Origin of the sequence: Lysobacter soli (assembly GCF_003382285.1) — a bacterium.
GTDB lineage: Bacteria > Pseudomonadota > Gammaproteobacteria > Xanthomonadales > Xanthomonadaceae > Lysobacter_J > Lysobacter_J soli.
In genome coordinates this window covers 255955-273189 of the sequence record NZ_QTJR01000004.1, presented here as the reverse complement: position 1 = coordinate 273189, position 17235 = coordinate 255955, and the positions used below count along the sequence as shown (strand labels likewise).

At 69.1% G+C, this 17235-nt stretch carries 11 protein-coding genes; 5 read left to right on the top strand and 6 right to left on the bottom strand.

The genetic code is table 11. From position 1 onward, the window contains the following. Positions 1–83: 83 nt before the first annotated feature. On the top strand, positions 84–908 hold the full coding sequence (locus DX912_RS08405) for a DUF6159 family protein (RefSeq protein WP_115842034.1): 825 nt from the start codon (positions 84–86) through the stop codon (positions 906–908). A 93-nt stretch (positions 909–1001) separates the two neighbouring features. Here the strand turns inward: DX912_RS08405 and DX912_RS08400 are convergent, their stop codons facing one another. Continuing rightward, positions 1002–1751, bottom strand: coding sequence for a pteridine reductase (locus DX912_RS08400; RefSeq protein WP_115842033.1), 750 nt, complete (start codon positions 1749–1751; stop codon positions 1002–1004). 74 nt (positions 1752–1825) lie between these two features. Here DX912_RS08400 and DX912_RS08395 point away from each other — a divergent pair, with 74 nt between their 5' ends. The 3 genes from DX912_RS08395 to DX912_RS08385 all read left to right on the top strand — a co-directional run bounded on the left by DX912_RS08395 (position 1826) and on the right by DX912_RS08385 (position 6349). Beyond that, complete coding sequence (locus DX912_RS08395; protein ID WP_115842032.1) at positions 1826–3058, top strand: class I SAM-dependent methyltransferase; 1233 nt, start codon at positions 1826–1828, stop codon at positions 3056–3058. A gap of 26 nt (positions 3059–3084) precedes the next feature. After that, entirely contained in the window at positions 3085–3474 is a 390-nt protein-coding gene (locus DX912_RS08390; RefSeq protein ID WP_115842031.1) for a VanZ family protein, read from the top strand. Between the two features lie 247 nt (positions 3475–3721). Beyond that, positions 3722–6349 (top strand): TonB-dependent receptor plug domain-containing protein, encoded by a 2628-nt coding sequence (locus DX912_RS08385; RefSeq protein ID WP_115842030.1) that lies wholly within the window; start codon positions 3722–3724, stop codon positions 6347–6349. A gap of 413 nt (positions 6350–6762) precedes the next feature. Here DX912_RS08385 and DX912_RS08380 read toward each other — a convergent pair whose 3' ends face one another. The 4 genes from DX912_RS08380 to DX912_RS08365 form a co-directional block, all read right to left on the bottom strand. Beyond that, the gene (locus tag DX912_RS08380) at positions 6763–7989 is read right to left on the bottom strand and encodes a multifunctional CCA addition/repair protein (RefSeq protein WP_115842029.1); all 1227 of its coding nucleotides are present in this window, start codon (positions 7987–7989) and stop codon (positions 6763–6765) included. Positions 7990–8002: 13 nt separating this feature from the next. After that, positions 8003–8380 carry a PH domain-containing protein gene (locus DX912_RS08375; protein WP_115842028.1) on the bottom strand — a complete coding sequence of 126 codons (378 nt, stop codon included), beginning with the start codon at positions 8378–8380 and terminating at the stop codon, positions 8003–8005. Between the two features lie 70 nt (positions 8381–8450). Beyond that, on the bottom strand, positions 8451–9350 hold the full coding sequence (locus tag DX912_RS08370) for a complex I NDUFA9 subunit family protein (RefSeq protein ID WP_115842027.1): 900 nt from the start codon (positions 9348–9350) through the stop codon (positions 8451–8453). 26 nt (positions 9351–9376) lie between these two features. After that, positions 9377–11425: a transglycosylase SLT domain-containing protein gene (locus DX912_RS08365; protein ID WP_115842026.1), complete on the bottom strand. Its 2049-nt coding sequence runs from the start codon at positions 11423–11425 to the stop codon at positions 9377–9379. A gap of 194 nt (positions 11426–11619) precedes the next feature. Here DX912_RS08365 and DX912_RS08360 point away from each other — a divergent pair, with 194 nt between their 5' ends. Beyond that, entirely contained in the window at positions 11620–12420 is an 801-nt protein-coding gene (locus DX912_RS08360; protein WP_233433535.1) for a sulfite exporter TauE/SafE family protein, read from the top strand. 8 nt (positions 12421–12428) lie between these two features. Here DX912_RS08360 and DX912_RS08355 read toward each other — a convergent pair whose 3' ends face one another. After that, complete coding sequence (locus tag DX912_RS08355; protein WP_115842025.1) at positions 12429–16769, bottom strand: ATP-binding protein; 4341 nt, start codon at positions 16767–16769, stop codon at positions 12429–12431. Positions 16770–17235: the final 466 nt, after the last annotated feature.

The window sequence follows — 17235 nt, the reverse complement described above, 5'->3', positions numbered from 1 at the left end:
GAATTCGCGCGTCGTCCCCTTGCCACCGCGGCCGCACCGGCCCGAGGATGCGCGCTGGTCCATGGGGGACTGGGGAAATTGCGATGTTCGATAAGTTCTCGCGCAGTTGGGAGCTGGTGAAGGCGAGTGCGGCCGTGCTGCGCTCGGACAAGGAGCTGATGGTGTTCCCGGTCGTCTCCGCCGTCGCCACGCTCGTGGTGCTGGCGACGTTCCTGGTGCCGATGATCGGCTGGCGCGTTTTCAGCCAGGGCGCGGCATCGAGCGTGATCTGGGTGTTCCTATTCTATTTCTGCCAGTACACGGTGATCGTGTTCTGCAACAGCGCGCTGGTGGCCGCGGCGATGATCCGCCTGGACGGCGGCGATCCGACGCTGGCCGACGGCTTCAATGCGGCGAAGGCACGCCTGCCGTCGATCCTCGGCTACGCCGCGATCGCGGCGACCGTCGGCGTGCTCCTCAAGCGCATGAAGGACGACGACAACCTGCTGATGCGAATTGTGGGCGGCGGCCTGGGCGCGGCGTGGACGCTGGCGACGTTCCTCGTGGTGCCGGTGCTGGTGCACCAGGAAGTCGGCCCGTTCGAAGCGCTCAAGCGCAGCGCGAATCTGCTCAAGCGCACGTGGGGCGAGAACGCGATCGGCAATGTCGGCATCGGCATGGCGTTCGGCCTGATCTCGTTCGCCATCATCGTGGTGGGCGCGCTGCTGGCGTTCGTGGCCGCGCAGCTGTCCCTGGCGCTGGCGGTGTCGATCGTGGTGTTGTTCGTGATCGGCCTGCTGCTGCTCGGCGTGTACCAGGCGGCGCTGAGCGGCATCTATGCGGCCGCGCTGTACCGCTATGCAATGGAAGGCGAGGCGCCGCCGGCGTTTCGCGCGCTCCAGCTGGAGACGGCGTTCGCGGCGAAGTGATCTCTGGGCGGCGCCGGTGTCATGACCGGCGCCGTCAGTTCTTCCCGGCTGGTGACGAAGGGCCTGTTCGAGCCGACAGTTCCAGAAAAACCGTCATCCCGCCAGCAATCGTCCACCATCCAGATGCAGCACCTGCCCCGTGCTGTAGTGCGCGTCCTGCAGCAGCCAGCGCACGGCTTCGGCGACTTCCTCCGGCGTTCCGGTTCGGGCCAGCGGCGTGCGCGCGAGCATCGCCTGCTGCGCGGCGGTGTCGCTGCGGTCTTCCGGCCAGAGGATCGCGCCCGGCGAGACCGCGTTGACGCGCACGTCGGGGCCGAGTTCCAGCGCGAGCGAGCGCGTCATCATCAGCAGGGCGGCCTTCGCCATGCAGTACAGCGTGTGTTCGCGCAGCGGACGCTCGGCGTAGAGGTCGGCGAGATTCACGATCGCGCCACGCTCGGCACGCAGATGCGGCGCTGCGGCCTGCGCGAGGAAGAACGGCGCGCGTGCGTTGCTGGCGAACAGCGCGTCCCATTGCGCCGGCGTCGCGGTGCCGATCGGCGTCGGCGTGAAGGTCGACGCATTGTTCACCAGCGAATCGAGCCGGCCGAAGCGGCCCACGCATTGCGCGACCAGCTCGGGGAGGCGGTCGAACTCGGCCAGATCGGCCTGGAGCAGCAACGTGCTGCCGGCGCGCGCGCGTTCCAGTTCCGCCGCCAGCGCATTCGCCTCGTCCGACGAGCCACGGTAATGCAGCGCGATGTCGTAGCCCGCGCCGTGCAGGCGACGCACGATCGCGGCGCCGATCCGTCGCGCGGCGCCGGTCACCAGCGCCACGGGCGCGGCGGAGCGGGGCGTGCTCATGAAGATGCGTCCATGACGGGTCTCTCCGGGGCGTGGCGTATCCTGAGCGGCCAGTGTTCCCACGGCGATGCCGCATGTCCACCGATTCCCCTTCGCATCGTCCCGACGCGCAACAGCGCCAGCGCGAAGCCAGCGCCCTGCCGACACCCGACGCCGATGCGCTTGCGCACAGCGCGCGCGTGGACGAGCTGATCCGTGCGCAGATCGCGGGGAACGGCGGCGCGATTCCGTTCTCGCGCTTCATGGAGCTGGCGCTGTACGCGCCGGGGCTCGGCTATTACAGCGCGGGCGCGAGCAAGTTCGGCGAAAGCGGCGATTTCGTCACCGCGCCCGAACTCGGCCCGATCTTCGCCGCGTGCGTGGCCGAGAGCGTCGCACCGGTGTTCCAGCAACTCGGGCCGCAGGCGCGGTTCTTCGAACTCGGCGGCGGTACCGGTGCGTTCGCAGAAGTCGCGCTGAAGCGCTTGATGGAACTGGACGCGCTGCCCGATCGCTATTGCATCCTCGAGCCCAGCGCGCAGCTGCGGCAGCGCCAGCGCGAGCGCCTGCAGGAGCGCCTCGTGCCGCCGCTGTTCGAGCTGGTCGAGTGGCTCGACGGGCCGTTCGACGACGAGTGGGACGGCGTGCTGTTCGCCAACGAAGTCATCGACGCGCTGCCGACGCCGCGCTTCGCCATCGAGGCGGGTGAGGTGTACGAGGAACACGTCGCCGTCGAAGGCGGCGAGCTGAAGCGCGTGCTGCGTCCGGCCGACGCGTTCCTCGGCAACGCAGTGCGTCATCTGGAACGCCAGCTCGGTCGCGAGTTCGAGCACGGCTACCGCTCGGAAGCGTTGCCGCAGCTGCCGTACTGGGTGCAGGCGGTGTCTGGCGGCATGCGCAATGGCGCGATGCTGTTCGTCGACTACGGCTATTCGCGCGGCGAGTTCTACCTGCCCGAACGCAGCGACGGCACGCTGCGCGCGTTCTATCGCCACCGCATGCACGCCGAGCCCCTGCTGTGGCCGGGCCTGCAGGACCTGACCGCGTCGGTCGACTTCACCGCGCTCGCCGAAGCCGGCGTGGCGGCAGGCTTCGACTTCGCCGGCTACTGCTCGCAGGCAAGCTTCCTGCTCGGCAACGGGCTGGCCGGCGTGCTCGAACGCATCGAGCGCATCACCGACGAAGGCGAGCGCATGAAGCGCACGCAGGAGGTGAAGCGCCTCACGCTGCCCAGCGAGATGGGCGAGCGCTTCCAGGTGATGGGTTTCGAGAAGGGCGTCGAATTCGGCGCGGCCTTCCTCGTCGGCGACCTGAGCTTCCGGCTGTGAGCGCGGCGGCGAGCCGGCGCCCCTGGTTGCGCGAATTCCGCTGGCCCGCGCTGTGGGTGGCGATCTGGATCGCGATGATCGCCGCCGTGGTGGCGTCCTCGCTGCTGCCGGCGCACGACCTGCCCGAGGTGCCCGACGGGTTCGACAAGGTCGAGCACTTCGTCGGCTACCTGATCCTCAGCGCCTGGGCGGTGATGCTGTTCGCGCACCGGCGGGCGCAGGCGATCGCGGCGGTGGGGCTGATCGCGCTCGGGGTCGCGCTGGAACTCGCCCAGGGCGCGTGGACGGTGAGCCGCATGGCCGATTCGGCCGACGCGCTGGCCAATTCGCTCGGCGTGCTGGCGGGGCTGATGCTCGGGCCGACGGCGATCGGCGGGTTGCTGGTCTGGGTCGAAGAGAAGATCCGAGGTCGCTAGTGGCTTTCGGCGGCATTCGATCCCGTTCGCAGGTGCTTCGAAGCCGATGCGCGATGTTCGCGACCGGGACGTGCGCCTGGTGAACAGCGTCCGCCTGAGGTGAGATGGCGGTCGCAGTACAAAAGATCGCCATAAAAGCAGATTAGGCAAAACGACGGTAGGTATTGCGCAAAGGTTAAAGGCCGGTTAAAGCTCGGGGCTGGGCTCGACAGGGGGAGTCCGCCCACCCTGAGTAAGGAAACCGCCAATGCTCGTTGCCAACCGACATCGCCTGACCACGGCCGTCCTCGCCGCGCTGTTCTCGACCGTCGTATCGCCCGCCTTCGCACAGGACACCGCGCAGACGCCTCCGGCCCCCGCCGCGGCGCCCGCCGACCGCCAGGAAGCCGTGGACCTCGACAAGCTCGTGGTCACCGGCACGCGCGTGCAGGGCCGCTCGCCCACCGAATCGATGTCCCCGGTCGATGTCTTCCGGCCGGCGGACCTGGAGAAGCAGGCCTCGGCCGACTTCACCGACCAGCTGGCCAACATCGCGCCGTCCTTCAACACCCAGCGCTTCCCGATCGCCGACGGCACCGCGTTCGTGCGCCCGGCCAACCTGCGCAACCTGCCGCCGGACCAGACGCTGGTGCTGATCAACGGCAAGCGCCGGCATCGCTCGGCGCTGGTGAACCTGCAGGTCGAACCGTTCGGCACCGTGAACCAGGGCTCGCAGGCGGTCGACTACAGCCTGATTCCCTCCGCCGCGATCCAGCGCGTGGAAGTGCTGCGCGACGGCTCGTCCGCGCAGTACGGCTCCGACGCCATCGCCGGCGTGATCAACGTGCTGCTCAACGACTATTCCGACGGCGTCCGCATCGACGGCCAGTACGGTTCGACCTACGAGGGCGACGGCGACCGCTGGCGCACCTCGTTCAACGCGGGCGCCGAACTCGGCGATGGCGGCTTCTTCAACATGACGGTGGAGTACTTCGATTCCGACCACACCTCGCGCGGCATCCCGCGGGCGGACGCGGCGGACGTCGGCGCGGCCGTCGGCACGAACCTGGTGCCGTTCGAAGGTTTGGGCCAGCGCTGGGGCGATCCGGACGGCGAAGGCCTGCGCTCGTTCTTCAACGCCGAATACCCGATCAACGAGAACGTCAGCCTGTACGGCTTCGGCAGCTACGCCGACACCGAGTACGAATCCAGCTTCTTCTACCGCACGCCCGTCGGCGTGCCCGGCGTGACGCCGCGCGGCACGCTGATGGTCGACAGCGACGGCAACGGCGTCGCCGATCCAGTCGAGCAGTCGCTGGTGAACGACATCGTCGCGCGCGGGCTCAATCCCGCCGACTACCTCACCGCCGATGCGTCGAGCCCGTCGGGCTGGATCGCGCTCAACCCGATCTACCCGCTGTTCCCGGGCGGCTACACGCCGACCTTCGGCGCGGAGATCACCGACTACGAAGGCGTGTTCGGTGCGAAGGGCGAAACCGCGGGAAGCCTGCGCTGGGACGTCAGCCTTCGCCAGGGCGAGAACCACATGATTTACAAGATGACCAGCTCGATCAATCCGAGCCTGGGCCGCCTGAGCCCGACCAGCTTCGAGCCGGGCGATCTCACCCAGCTCGAGCGCGGCGCCAACGCCGACTTCGTCTGGCCGTGGCAGAACGACGTGTTCGCCACGCCCGTCAACGTCGCCTTCGGCGCCGAGTGGCGCGAGGAGACCTACAAGATCCGCGCGGGCGACACGGCTTCGTGGGAGAACGGCCCGACCGGCGCGTTGTTCGGCGTGGGTTCGGACGGCTTCCAGGGCGACTCGCCGGAAGCGGCGGGCGACTTCAGCCAGTACAGCCGCGCCGCGTACCTCGACCTGGAAACCGACGTGGTCGAAGACTGGACCGTCGGCGTCGCGGGCCGCTACGAGGACACGTCGAACTTCGACAGCACCTTCGACTGGAAGGTCTCCACGCGCTTCGCCTTCACCGACGCCTTCGCCGTGCGCGCCACCGTCAACACCGGCTTCCGCACGCCAACGCCGGGCCAGCTCAACACGCTGGACGTGACCACCACGGCCGACTCGTCGGGCAACCTCGTGCCGCTGGGCACGTTCCCGGTCGCGAGCGAGGCGGCGATCGCGCTCGGCGCCACCCCGGTGACGGCGGAGGAATCGCTGTCGTACTCGGCCGGCTTCGTGTGGTCGCCCAACGACGTCTTCAGCCTCACCCTGGATTACTACAACATCGAGGTCGAAGACCGCATCGCGCTGCAGACGATCAACGTCGCCGAGGGCTCGCCGCAGCAGCAGGCGCTGATCGACGCCGGCGTGCCGGGCGCGGAACTGCTGCGTCAGGTGTCGTACTTCGTCAACGGCTTCGACAGCACGGTGCAGGGCGTCGACCTCGTCGCGGTCTATCGCGCCGACTTCGGCGGCTGGGGCACCGGCGTGTTCGACTTCCGCCACAGCTACAACAAGCAGGAAGTGGACTCGGTGGCGGTGATCCCGGGCACGACGACGCCGGTCATCGACGCCGAACGCGTGGCCGACCTGGAGAACCAGCTGCCGAACAACCGCAGCGTCATCACCTTCGACTGGCGCTCGCCGTGGAACGTGAACTTCACCGCCCGCGCGAACTACTACGACAGCTGGGAGGACTTCACCTTCGGCGAGCAGGGCGAGTTCGGCTCGGAATGGCTGTTCGACCTGTCGGCGACCTTCGCCTTCATGGACGACAAGCTGCACGTGACCGTCGGCGGCAACAACGTCTTCGACAACTACCCCGACCGCGAGACCAACAGCACGCTGACGTTCCTGGGCGCGAAGTACCCGCTGTCCTCGCCGTTCGGCTTCAACGGCGGCGAGTGGTACGTGAAGGCGAGCTACCAGTTCTGATCGACCGGCCGCGCGGTGCGACCGTGTTCACGGTTGCCCGCGCGGTGCGGCCCGGGGCGCATGGGCGTGTGGAATCCTGTGATCGCCGCACGGTTCCTAACGGAAGCTTCACGTATCGTGGCGTCGCGATGCCGCTAAACGGCGGCGCGAAACGCGGACCCCGGTGCCAGGGGGCGAGGGAGCCGCGGTCAGAGGATCAGGAAACGCCGGGCGACTGGGGAGTCGGCCGGCGTTTTTCTTTGGGAGGCTCGGCGTGTCGACGCGGGCGGTACAAGCAACGTCGAAAGCACCGTTGAAAGCCCCGTCATCCCGGCGAAAGCCGGGACCCAGGCCCGTACCGCATGGGCACTCCAACAACGGCCAACCCAGTCTCCGCCGCCATAGCAGCGAAAGCTGGCGCCCACCGTGGTGATCTAGGGCTTCTTCCCCGTAGCCTCCGCGATCGCCCGGATCCTCGCCTTCTTCATCGCCTCGCCGACCTCCGGCCCGCTCAGGCCACGCGCGACGTCCTCCGCGCGCACCGTCAACGCCGCCGCCAGCGCTGCCTTCAGCGCTTCGCCCTGCGGATAGGGCACGTCCTGCAGGCCGGCGCGGCCGCGCTTGTCGGCTTCGCACACGATTGCCATCTGCGCGATGCGCGCCGGCTTGCGGAACCCGTCGCAGCGCGCGAGCAGTTCGTACACCGTGCTCGCGCGCAGTTCGTCGAATCGATGCACGTTGAGGTGTTCGCGGCACACCGCTTCGGCCAGCTGGCGATGTTCGGTCGGCACCTTCAACCGGTCGCAGAGCCCGCGCAATGGAGCAAGGCCGGCGTGTTCATGGCCGAGGTGCTTGGGCAGCACGTGCGAAGGCGTCAGCGCCTTGCCGAGGTCGTGCGTCATCGCGGCGAAGCCGATCAGGTCGTCGCCGGGCGCCAGGCGCGCGGCCATGTCGCAGACCAGTTCGACATGCACGCCGGTATCGACTTCCGGGTGGTACTCCGCGCGCTGCGGCACGCCGTACAGCGCATCCACTTCCGGCAGCACGACGGCGAGCGCCCCTGCGTCGTGCAGCGTCCGCACGAACGCCGACGGCGTCTGGCATGCAAGCGCGCGCCGCGTTTCCTGCCACACGCGCTCGGCGGTGAGTTCGGCCAGTTCGCCGGACGCGGCCATCTCGCGCATCAGCGCCATGGTTTCCGGCGCGACGGTGAAACCCAGCGAAGCGAAGCGCGCCATGAACCGCGCCGCGCGCAGCACGCGCAGCGGATCCTCGGCGAAGGCAGGGCCGACATGACGCAACACGCGCGCCTCGATGTCGCGCGCACCGCCGTAGGGGTCGACCAGCGCGCCGTCTTCGTCCTGCGCGATGGCGTTGATGGTGAAATCGCGACGCTGCAGGTCGTCTTCCAGCGTGACCGACGGATCGGCATCCACCACGAACCCGCGATAGCCGCGGCCGCTCTTTCGTTCGGTGCGCGCGAGCGCGTGTTCCTCGCCGCTCTCGGGATCGAGGAACACCGGGAAGTCGCGCCCGACGGCGCGGAATCCCGCCGCTTCCATCGACGCCTGCGTTTCGCCGACGACGACCCAGTCGTTGTCGCCGTGCGGCAGGCCGAGCAGGCGGTCGCGCACGGCGCCGCCGACGAGGTATCGCTTCATCCAGCGCTGCCTGTCAGCGCGGCGCGTGCTGGGCGAGCAGGGCGAGGATCTCGCGCACGCCGCTGTCGCGGCCGAGCGTGCGGGAGATCGGCGCCGATTGCCCGGACAGCCAGATGCGCAGTTCGGAATCCATGTCGAAATGCCCGGCCGTTTCGACCGAGAACATCACCACGCTGCGATACGGGATGCTCAGGTACTGCACCTTGCTGCCGGTGACGCCCTGCTTGTCGACCAGGATCATGCGGCGGTCGGTGAACACGATCAGGTCGCGGATGAGCCCGAACGCCCGCTCCAGCGTTTCGCCGGGCGCGAGCAGCGGCGCGAATTCCTCGGCGATCTTCTCCACGGGCTTCTCGCCCGCATGGCCGAGCAGGGTGTCGATCAGGCCCATCTGCGTGTCTCCGGAACGGTGCAGGCGCGATGCTAGCGCACCGGCGCGATGCGCTCCGTGTTCGGGCGCTTCAGCAACCGGCGAGGATCTCCGCCAGCTTCGGTTCCACCGGCGTCGGCATGAGGTTCAGGCGGCGAAGGCCGTCTTCCATGCTCACCGAATCCAACTGCAGCGAACGCCAGTTGTCGCGGCTGATCGGCTTCCCGGGCAGCCATTCGCCGACTTCGGCCTGCAGCTTGCCGAGCGACGTTGGCAGCCCGAGCACCACGCGGTGCCGCCCGCGACCGTGCGCGGCGAGCTTCACGATCTGCTTCAGCGTCATCACGTCGGGGCCGACCAGGTCGTAGGACTGGCCGATGCTGCGCGGCTCGTCGAGCGCCTTGGCAAAGGCCTGGACGACGTCGCCTACCCACACAGGCTGGAAGCGCGCGTCGGCACGACCGATCGGCAGCACCGGCGCGAACTTCAGCAGGCCGTCGAAGCGGCAAAAGAGACCGTCGCCGGGGCCGGCGATCACCGACGGACGCAGCAGCGTCCAGTCGAGCCCGGATGCGCGAACGTGTTGTTCGGCACGACCGCGCGCCTGCAGGTAGTGGCTTTCCCCGCGCCCCGCGTTGAGCGCGCTCATCTGCAGCAGCCGGCGTACGCCCATGCGCTGCATCGCGTCGATCAACGCATCGGTGATGCGGACGAACACGCGTTCGAAGCCGTCGCCGCGATCGCCCTTCTCGTTGAGGATGCCGATGAGGTTCACCACCGCATCGGCGTCGTCGAGCACGGCGGCCAGGAAGTCCGCGTCGGCGACGTCGCCTTCGATCAGGCTCGCGCCTTGAGGCTTGAGGCGGCGCTTGGCGGCGTCCACGCCGCGACTGAGCACGGTCACGCGATCGCCGCCCTGCAACAGGCGCGCGACCAGGTGCCGGCCGACGAAGCCGGTGCCGCCGAGGATCACCACGTGACGTTGTGTCATGGCGAAAGTCTAGGCGACGCCGGACTTCAACGCTGTGATCGGGAACTGGATTGTGTCGCCGGTGCTGCCGGCGGTGCCGCGGCCGGCGTCGGGCAGGTGAAGCGTGTGCGGGCACCATCGGTGCGGCCGATCAGGCGATTGCTCAGCCGCAGCGCGTCGCCGTTGAGGCGCCAGTCGTACAGCACGCTGAAGGCCAGCACGCGCGCGACGTACTCGCGCGTTTCCTTGTAGCTGATGGTCTCGATCCAGAACGGCGGCTCCATGCCGGGCCGCTGCGACTGCCAGCGCGCGAGCGGCGCCGGGCCCGCGTTGTAGCCGGCGATGACCTGGTACGGCTGGCCGCCGTACTTGTCCATCAGCTGACGCAGGTAGGCCGTGCCGAGGATGATGTTGGTGTCCGGGTCGTACAGGCTCTCCGCGCCGCCCCAGGGCAGGCCGATGCGGCTGGCGACACCCGAACCGGTGCCGGGCAGGATCTGCATCAGCCCCATCGCGTTGGCCGACGAGCGCGCGCGCGGGTAGAAGATGCTTTCGGCGCGAATCTCCGCCGCGACCCATGCCGGGTCGAGGTTGTTCTTCGCTGCCTCGCGCCGGATCGTCGCCTCGTGGTGCAGCGGGAAGCGCAGGCCGTACAGGCGCGACTCGTCGGGATTCTTCCCGAGCGAGAACACCGCGCGATCGAACCAGCCGTTCCCCTGCGCGACCTCCACCGCGACGCGGCGCTGCTCGTCGTTGAAGCGCGACAGTGCGTCGTCCCATTCGCGCACGGCCCAGCCGATGCGGTCGAGCTGGAACAGGCCCATCGCCCGCACCATCGCCGGATCGCGCGCGATCGCCTGCTGCGCGGCGGAGGTGGTTTCCGGCAGCCACGGGCATAGCGCGTAGGGCAGGTCGAGGCGGTCGGCGGCCAGGAAACCGTGGAAGTCGGGCTTGTTCGCGGCGTCGCGGAATAACCGCTCGGCCTCGGGCTTGCGGCCGGCGATCTCGTTCAAGCGCGCTTCGAAATACATCCAGCGCGAATCGCTGCGCTGCTTGGCGCCCATCTTCTGGATCGCCGCCAGCGCCGCCGGCCAGTCCGAACGCGACAGCGCTTCGCGCACGCGCCACTCGTGCAGGCGTTCGTCGTACGCCGAGGCGGGCACGGCGTTGAGGCGACGCGCCGATTCCGGCTCGTACGACGCCACGGTCCACAGCGCGATCTGGTACAGCACGCGGCCGCGCTGCGCTTCGCTCAGGCCGAGCGCGTCGGCGTACTTCGGCAGGATCGCCTCGGCGCCCGCCGGCGAGGTCTTGCCGTACTTCGCCAAGCCCTGCGATGCGATCTCGCGGCTGCGCTCGGTTTTCGGCCAGTTGAGCGCGCGATCGTGCGGCGTGTCGAGGAAGGCGGCGTAATCGTTGGCGAGCGTCGCCTGGTCGGCAGGCAAACCGCGCGCCGCGGCGCGCATCACGCCGGGCTGCCATTCGGCGGCGGCGAGCTCGATGCGTTCCCAGCGCAGCTCCGGCGTGAGTCCGCCCTGCGCCGCGAGCGCCGTCATCGGCGCGTCGCAGGCATCGGGCAGCGACTTGCCGGTGCGCCAGATCGACTGCGCATCGCGTGTCCATTGCGCGTCGGCGCGGCCGAGCGCCTGCCGCGCGTCGAGCTCGTTGCAGCGCAGCGCGGTGCTCTTGATCGATGGACTCCACGCGGCGAGCACGGACGACCAGTCCTGGCGTCGTGCGGCCGCGGCGATCCACGTCTCGCGGAACGCGTCGGCGACCGCCTTTCCCTGGTTGCGCGACAGGAACCCCTGCGCGACGGCGGGCGACAGGTTGTCGATATCGCGCCGCAGCGATGCGTACTCGATCCATCCGTACAGCGGATGCTGCGCGAGGTCGGAGAACTGCGCCGCGCCGATCGGACCGGTTTCAGCGGCCTGCAATGCGGTGCGCACGCGATCGAGCTTCGGATCGGCGAGCGGCTTCGGCAACGGTGGGATGGAGACGGCGCGCGCGGCCGCGGGCGTCTGCGCACAGGCAGATGCCGCAAGGGCCACGCTGCACGCAGCGAGTACGATGATGAATGGGCGGGGGACCATTGGCGGGACTATAGCCCAGCATCGTGAAGCGGCCGTCTCCATGATCCGCACTGCGGTCAGGCGTCGTTTCGGGTATGACGCATCGTGTGTGGTGCGACGTTCTGGCCGGACGCGCGTGATGTCTGCATCTGTCGCATCGCGTGCCGTGTCGATGCGCGGGAACTCGCAGGGCAAGGTTTCAATCGGGAGCTTCCATGTTGTTGTCACTCTTCGTGTTCCTCGGGCTTGGCGCGATCGCCGGCATCCTCGCCGGACTGCTGGGCGTGGGCGGTGGGCTGGTGCTGGTGGCCGCGCTCGCGTGGCTGCTGCCTGGCATGGGCGTGCCCAAGGAGGCCGCGATGCACGCCGCGCTGGCCAGTTCGCTGGCAAGCATCGTCCTGACGGCCGCGGCTTCGGCACGCGCACACGCGCGGCGCGGCAGCGTGCTGTGGCCGACGGTGGCGTGGATGGTGCCGGGACTGCTCGTCGGCGGCTGGGTGGGCAGCGGCATCGCGGTGCACATCGATGACGACGCGCTGCGCTGGATCGTCGCGGGTTACTGCTTCCTCGCCGCGGCGCAGCTGATCTTCGGCGGTTCGCGCGAGGCGCGCGGCACGGAAGTGCCAGCGCCGCGCGGCGTTCCGATGACCGCCGCCGGCGTCGGTATCGGCGCGTTGTCGGCGGTGGTCGGCATTGGCGGCGGGAGCATGACGGTGCCCTTGCTGGTATGGCGTGGGGTGGTGCCGGTGCGGGCTGTCGGCACATCGTCCGCATGCGGCGTCGCGATCGGACTGGCGGCCGCCATCGGCTACGCGATGCACGCGCCGCCCGGCGCGCTGCCGCAGCATGCGGTCGGCTACGTCTACCTGCCCGCGGCGATCGGCGTGGCGGCCGCGTCGGTGTTCGCCGCACGGTATGGCACGCGTCTGGCGCATTACCTGCGCGGCGACACGCTCAAGCGCGTGTTCGCCGGATTCCTCGTGCTGGTGGGCACCAGCCTGCTGTTCAGCGGCTGACGGCCGCATCACCCGATCGCGTCGCTGGGCGCGTCGCGCAGCGACGAGGCGATGCTGTCGAGTGTCGCGACGATCGCCGCGCGGCGCAGCGCCACGTCGCGCGATGAGTCGTCCGGCGGGGCCATGTGCGCGCCGACCAGCACCAGCGCGCCTTCGATGCGATGCAGGAGTTCGCGCTGCCGCGCGGGATCGCCCGCGTCGATGGCCTCGTCGAGTTCGGCCAGCTCACTGCGACTGATCGCGAGCAGTTCGCCGAGGACGCGCCGGTAGTCCGATTCGTCTTCGTACATCGTCCGCAGGCGATCCAGCCCCGCGGGTTCGCCCCCGACGAACAACGCGTGCGCCGCGCCCGGCGACAGCAGCAGCGAGGAAAGCTTGGCCGCGAGCGCATCCATCTGGATGGGCTTGCCGAGGAAGTCGTCCATGCCGGCATCGCGGCAACGCTGGATCTGCTCCGGAAGGACGCTCGCGGACAGCCCGACGATTGGCAGATGCGTGCCGCCTGTCTCCGACGCGCGTACGGCGCGCGTCAGCGCGTAACCGTCCATCACCGGCATGTGGCAGTCGGTGAGCAGCAGGTCGTAGTGCGCGCGCTGCAACTCCGCGAGCGCCTCCTCGCCATTCGTCGCCATCGCGTAGGCGTAGCCCAGGCTGTCGAGCTGCCGCCCGATCACCGCGCGATTGATCGGGTGGTCTTCGGCGACGAGGATGCGCGCCTCGTGCGTCACGCTCTCGAGCGTTGAGTCCGCGGCGCCTGCGTCCGGCACGACCAGGCCCAGGGCTTCGTGGCATGCGCGAGCGAGTGCGCGCGTGGTCTGGGGATCGCCGGCCATTCGCACGCGGTCGTCGTCCGGCGTGCTCGGGGTGTCGTCGGACGTGACGAGAACCCGCGGGCGGTCCGCAAGTGCGGCGGGAATCGCCATGGCGGCGTCGGCGAACAGCAGGTCCATGTCGCCCGCGTCGAATTCGACCAGGTCCGACGCTTCGGCTTCGATCAGGCTGAAGCCGAATGAGCTCAGGCCGTTGCCGATTTCCTGCGAGCGCAACTCGTCGGCAACGCACACCACCGCCGTGCGTCCCTCGAATTCCGGCCGCCCCTGCAGCGGCTGGACGACCGCCAGCGGCAGTTCAAGCACGGCACGCGTGCCGTCGCCCGGCTCGCTTTCCAGGTGCAGGCTGCCGCCCATCATTTCGGCGAGGCGGCGGCTGATCGACAGGCCCAGCCCGGTGCCGCCGTAACGGCGCGTGGTGGATTCCTCTGCCTGCGTGAACGGCTGGAACAGCCGTGCGAGGTTCTCGCGCGCGATGCCGATGCCGGTATCGACCACTTCGATGCGCAGCTGCTGCCCGCGGTCGGATTCGGCGAGCAGCCGAACCTGCAACGCGACGTGGCCCTGCGCGGTGAACTTGAGCGCGTTGCTGAGCAGGTTCGCGATGATCTGGCGAATGCGCATCGCATCGCCGCGGAAGCGCGTCGCCAATCGCCAGTCGACGATGGAATACAGACGCACGCCGCCTTCTTTCGCGCGCACGCCGAACAGGCCGGCGACGCTGTCGACGAGTTCGCGCAGGTCGAAGTCGGTGTCGCTGATGGCCAGCCGCCCGGATTCGATGCGCGAGTAGTCCAGGATGTCGTCGAGGATCTGCAGCAACGCGCGCGCGGAATCGCGCGCCATCATCGCCATGCCGGACTGCTCATGGTCCAGTCGCGTGTGCGCGAGCAGTTCCATCAGGCCGAGCACGCCGGTCATGGGCGTGCGGATCTCGTGGCTCATCGCGGCCAGGAAAATGCTCTTCGCGGCGACGGCCGATTCCGCCTGCGCCTTGGCTTCGCCCAGCGCCTGCGCCTGCGCGTGAAGTTCGGTCGTGTCGACCCAGTAGCCGCTCCATTCCACCGCGCCATCGTCGAGGCGCCGCGGCGTGCCGCCTTCGGTTCGCAACCACCGCCAGTCATCGCCGATGCGGATGCGGACATCGAAGGCCGGGATGGGCCTGAGCGTTCGCACCGCCGTGTCGATCGCCTGCTCGACGCGCGGCTGGTCGTCGGGATGAAGGCGCGCGAACACGAGCGACTCGCGATGCAGCACTTCGTCCGGCGGAAGCCCGAGCATGCCCGCCGTGTCGCCGGCGACATACGTGAAACGACGCTGTCCGTCCGGCGACACGCGAGCCTGGAACACCGTGCCCGGCATCGCCTGCGTGATGTCGTGCAGTTGCTGTTCGGACGCGCGTGCGCGGGCTTCGGCCTCGCGGATGTCGGTGACCTCCACGATCGTGCCGATCAGGCGCAACGGACCGTCCTCCGCCGCGGCGAGCGGGTGGCGCCACACGATCAGGTGGCGGAGGCCGTCGCGGCCTGCCTGCGCGGGCACGGTGAGTTCGCGCCGCGTGCCCTGTCCGGTCGCCAGCACGTGCATGTCCTCGCCGGTGAGGACGTCGTCGTCGATGCCGCTGGCGTGCGCGCTCTGCCGCGCGGTACGCCCGACGAGCTGTTCCCGCGCGACGCCGAACATCGCCTCGTACGCGCGGTTCACCGTGATGTAGCGGCCCTCGCGATCCTTGACGAACACCGCGTAGGGAATGTTCTCCAGCAGCGCCTGCTGGAAGTGCAGCTGCGCGGCGAGCGCGGCTTCCGCGCGGGCCTGCAGGCGCGATGCGCGCCGCAGTCGCGCATACGCCAGGCCGATCGCCCCGAGCACGAGCAGCGCCGCGACCGTCGCCAGCAGCACCCAGCGCCACGGCAGGCCGTAGACGTAGTCGGTGGTGAGCCAGCGCGCGCGGATCGCCTGGCGCTGGTCTTCCGCCGTGCTGTCCAGCACGCGGTCGATGAGCGGGATCAGCGGTTCGTACTGGCGCTGCACGCCGAACGCGAGCTCGGTATCGAAGCCGGCCGGACCGACGACGCGCAACTCGCCGGCGTAGCGGTTGCGGATCAGCGCGTCGATGGCCGGCAGCGTGCCGATGTAGGCATCGGCACCGCCATTGGCGACAAGCGCGAGGCCGGCTTCGTTGCCGCCGACGGTGCGCAGTTTCGTCTGCGGAAGCAGCGCGTGCAGCGACGCCAGCACGCCGGGTTCGTCGCGGACGGCGACCGTGAGGCCACCCAGATCGGACGGGCTTGCGATGGCCGGTCCGTGCAGCCGTGCGACGATGACCTGCGGAAAGTCTTCGTACGAACGGCTGAACACCATTTCGTCGCCGTCGATGTCGCCCGTGCTGCCCGCGGCGATGAGGTCGATCTCGTTCGCCAGCGCCATGCGCTGCAGGCTGTTCCAGTCCGCGGCGGGTACCAGTTCGACGCGCAGGCCGAGCTTGCGCTGGATCAGTTCAAGGTAGTTCGCCGCAATACCGTCGAAGCCGCTTTCGCGTGCGAGGAAGCTGTAGGGGAAACGATCGACCTCGTAGCCCACGCGCAGTACGGGCAACGAGGCGATCCATTCCCGCTCCGTGCGCGTGAGGCCGACGGCGTGCGACGTTGCCAGCGACGGCACATCGCCCGCACCCCAGCGCAGGCGCATCTGCTCGACTTCGCGCTCGGGAATCGCCGCTTCGGCCTTGCGCAGGATGCTGGCGAGTTCGTTGCGATCGCGACGGACCGCGGGTGCGAGCTCGAACGTCGGAAGGTCCAGCGGCCCGAGGATCGCCACGTCGTCCGCGCGTCGCTGTCGCACCAGCGCGGTCGTGCGCGGCAAGGTGACGCCTAGGTACGCGTCGGCCTGGCCGCGCGCGAGCATGTCCAGCGCTTCGTGGCCGTCGGCGGCGTAGACGAGCGTCGCGCGCGGATGGCGCTCTGCGAACACCTTGGCCGACAGCAGGAAGCGGCGTTCGATCGTGACGCGCGCCGAATCCAGGTCGCGCGCACTGCGGATCTGCACGTCGCCCTTTCGCGCCACCAGCATGATCTGCTGCGACGAGACGAAGGGCCGCAGCATGTGGAAGCGTTCCATGCGCTGGCCAATTACCGGCTGCGCGAGCAGCACATCGTATGGTGGCGCCTGCTTCGACTCGCCGACCGCGATCCCTTCCCAATCGGTGTACGGATGGAACTCGAGCTGCATGCCGGCGCGCGCGGCGAGCATGCGCATGTAATCGACGCCCAGACCCTCCGGACGGCCGCCGCGCCACGCTTCGAACGGCACGAAATCGCCTGCGAACACGCCCACCTGTACGACCGGGTGCGCGCGCCGCCACGCCTGCTCGGACGGCGTGAGCGAAATGCGCAGCGCGGCAGTCGCCTGCGAGCGTCCGGGCGCGGGCTGCGCATGCGCCCATGCGGACAGGAACAGGCTGATCAGGAGCAGACAAGGCCACGCGAGCCGGTGGCGATGCCAGGAGGTGCCCAGGCTCATGGGGGTCTCGTCGTGAAAGGTCGTGCTTCCACCGCAGACTAGGTGGCCCCCGTAGGGGCAACCATCAGACTGGTCTGAATCTGCCTGCTATGCGGACGCAGCGTGTCAAGGCTGCGTGAAATGCTGCGCTTCGCGCACGCCGAACGACCGAGATCAGGCCTTACGTAGCAACGGTGCCACCGCAGTAAGAAACAGTCGCTGGCGAGCCAGGCCTACGCACCTCTTCCGCCGGTGGAACGACACGGCGGAAATCCCCTGCGCCGCGCAATGAAGCCTTTTGAGTGCGCACATGAGCATCCAACTAGCGGTAGGCGATTCGACTCACCGCGGTTGCGTTTCGCCAGATTCCTCTGATTTCCAGCTCTGCGCCTGGGGGCCAGCATGCGCGCCGTCGCCGGGGAGTGGCGAAGTGGGCAGCAACCGAACAACTCCCCTCCGAACGGCGATACCTCCAAACAACAGGACA

Bases quoted from the DNA above. Each gene is read 5' to 3' on its own strand.
- DX912_RS08385 (WP_115842030.1), top strand. From the start codon at position 3,722: ATGCTCGTTGCCAACCGACATCGCCTGACCACGGCCGTCCTCGCCGCG.
- DX912_RS08370 (WP_115842027.1), bottom strand. From the start codon at position 9,350: ATGACACAACGTCACGTGGTGATCCTCGGCGGCACCGGCTTCGTCGGC.
- DX912_RS08405 (WP_115842034.1), top strand. From the start codon at position 84: ATGTTCGATAAGTTCTCGCGCAGTTGGGAGCTGGTGAAGGCGAGTGCG.
- DX912_RS08380 (WP_115842029.1), bottom strand. From the start codon at position 7,989: ATGAAGCGATACCTCGTCGGCGGCGCCGTGCGCGACCGCCTGCTCGGC.
- DX912_RS08365 (WP_115842026.1), bottom strand. From the start codon at position 11,425: ATGGTCCCCCGCCCATTCATCATCGTACTCGCTGCGTGCAGCGTGGCC.
- DX912_RS08355 (WP_115842025.1), bottom strand. From the start codon at position 16,769: ATGAGCCTGGGCACCTCCTGGCATCGCCACCGGCTCGCGTGGCCTTGT.
- DX912_RS08360 (WP_233433535.1), top strand. From the start codon at position 11,620: ATGTTGTTGTCACTCTTCGTGTTCCTCGGGCTTGGCGCGATCGCCGGC.
- DX912_RS08400 (WP_115842033.1), bottom strand. From the start codon at position 1,751: ATGAGCACGCCCCGCTCCGCCGCGCCCGTGGCGCTGGTGACCGGCGCC.
- DX912_RS08375 (WP_115842028.1), bottom strand. From the start codon at position 8,380: ATGGGCCTGATCGACACCCTGCTCGGCCATGCGGGCGAGAAGCCCGTG.
- DX912_RS08395 (WP_115842032.1), top strand. From the start codon at position 1,826: ATGTCCACCGATTCCCCTTCGCATCGTCCCGACGCGCAACAGCGCCAG.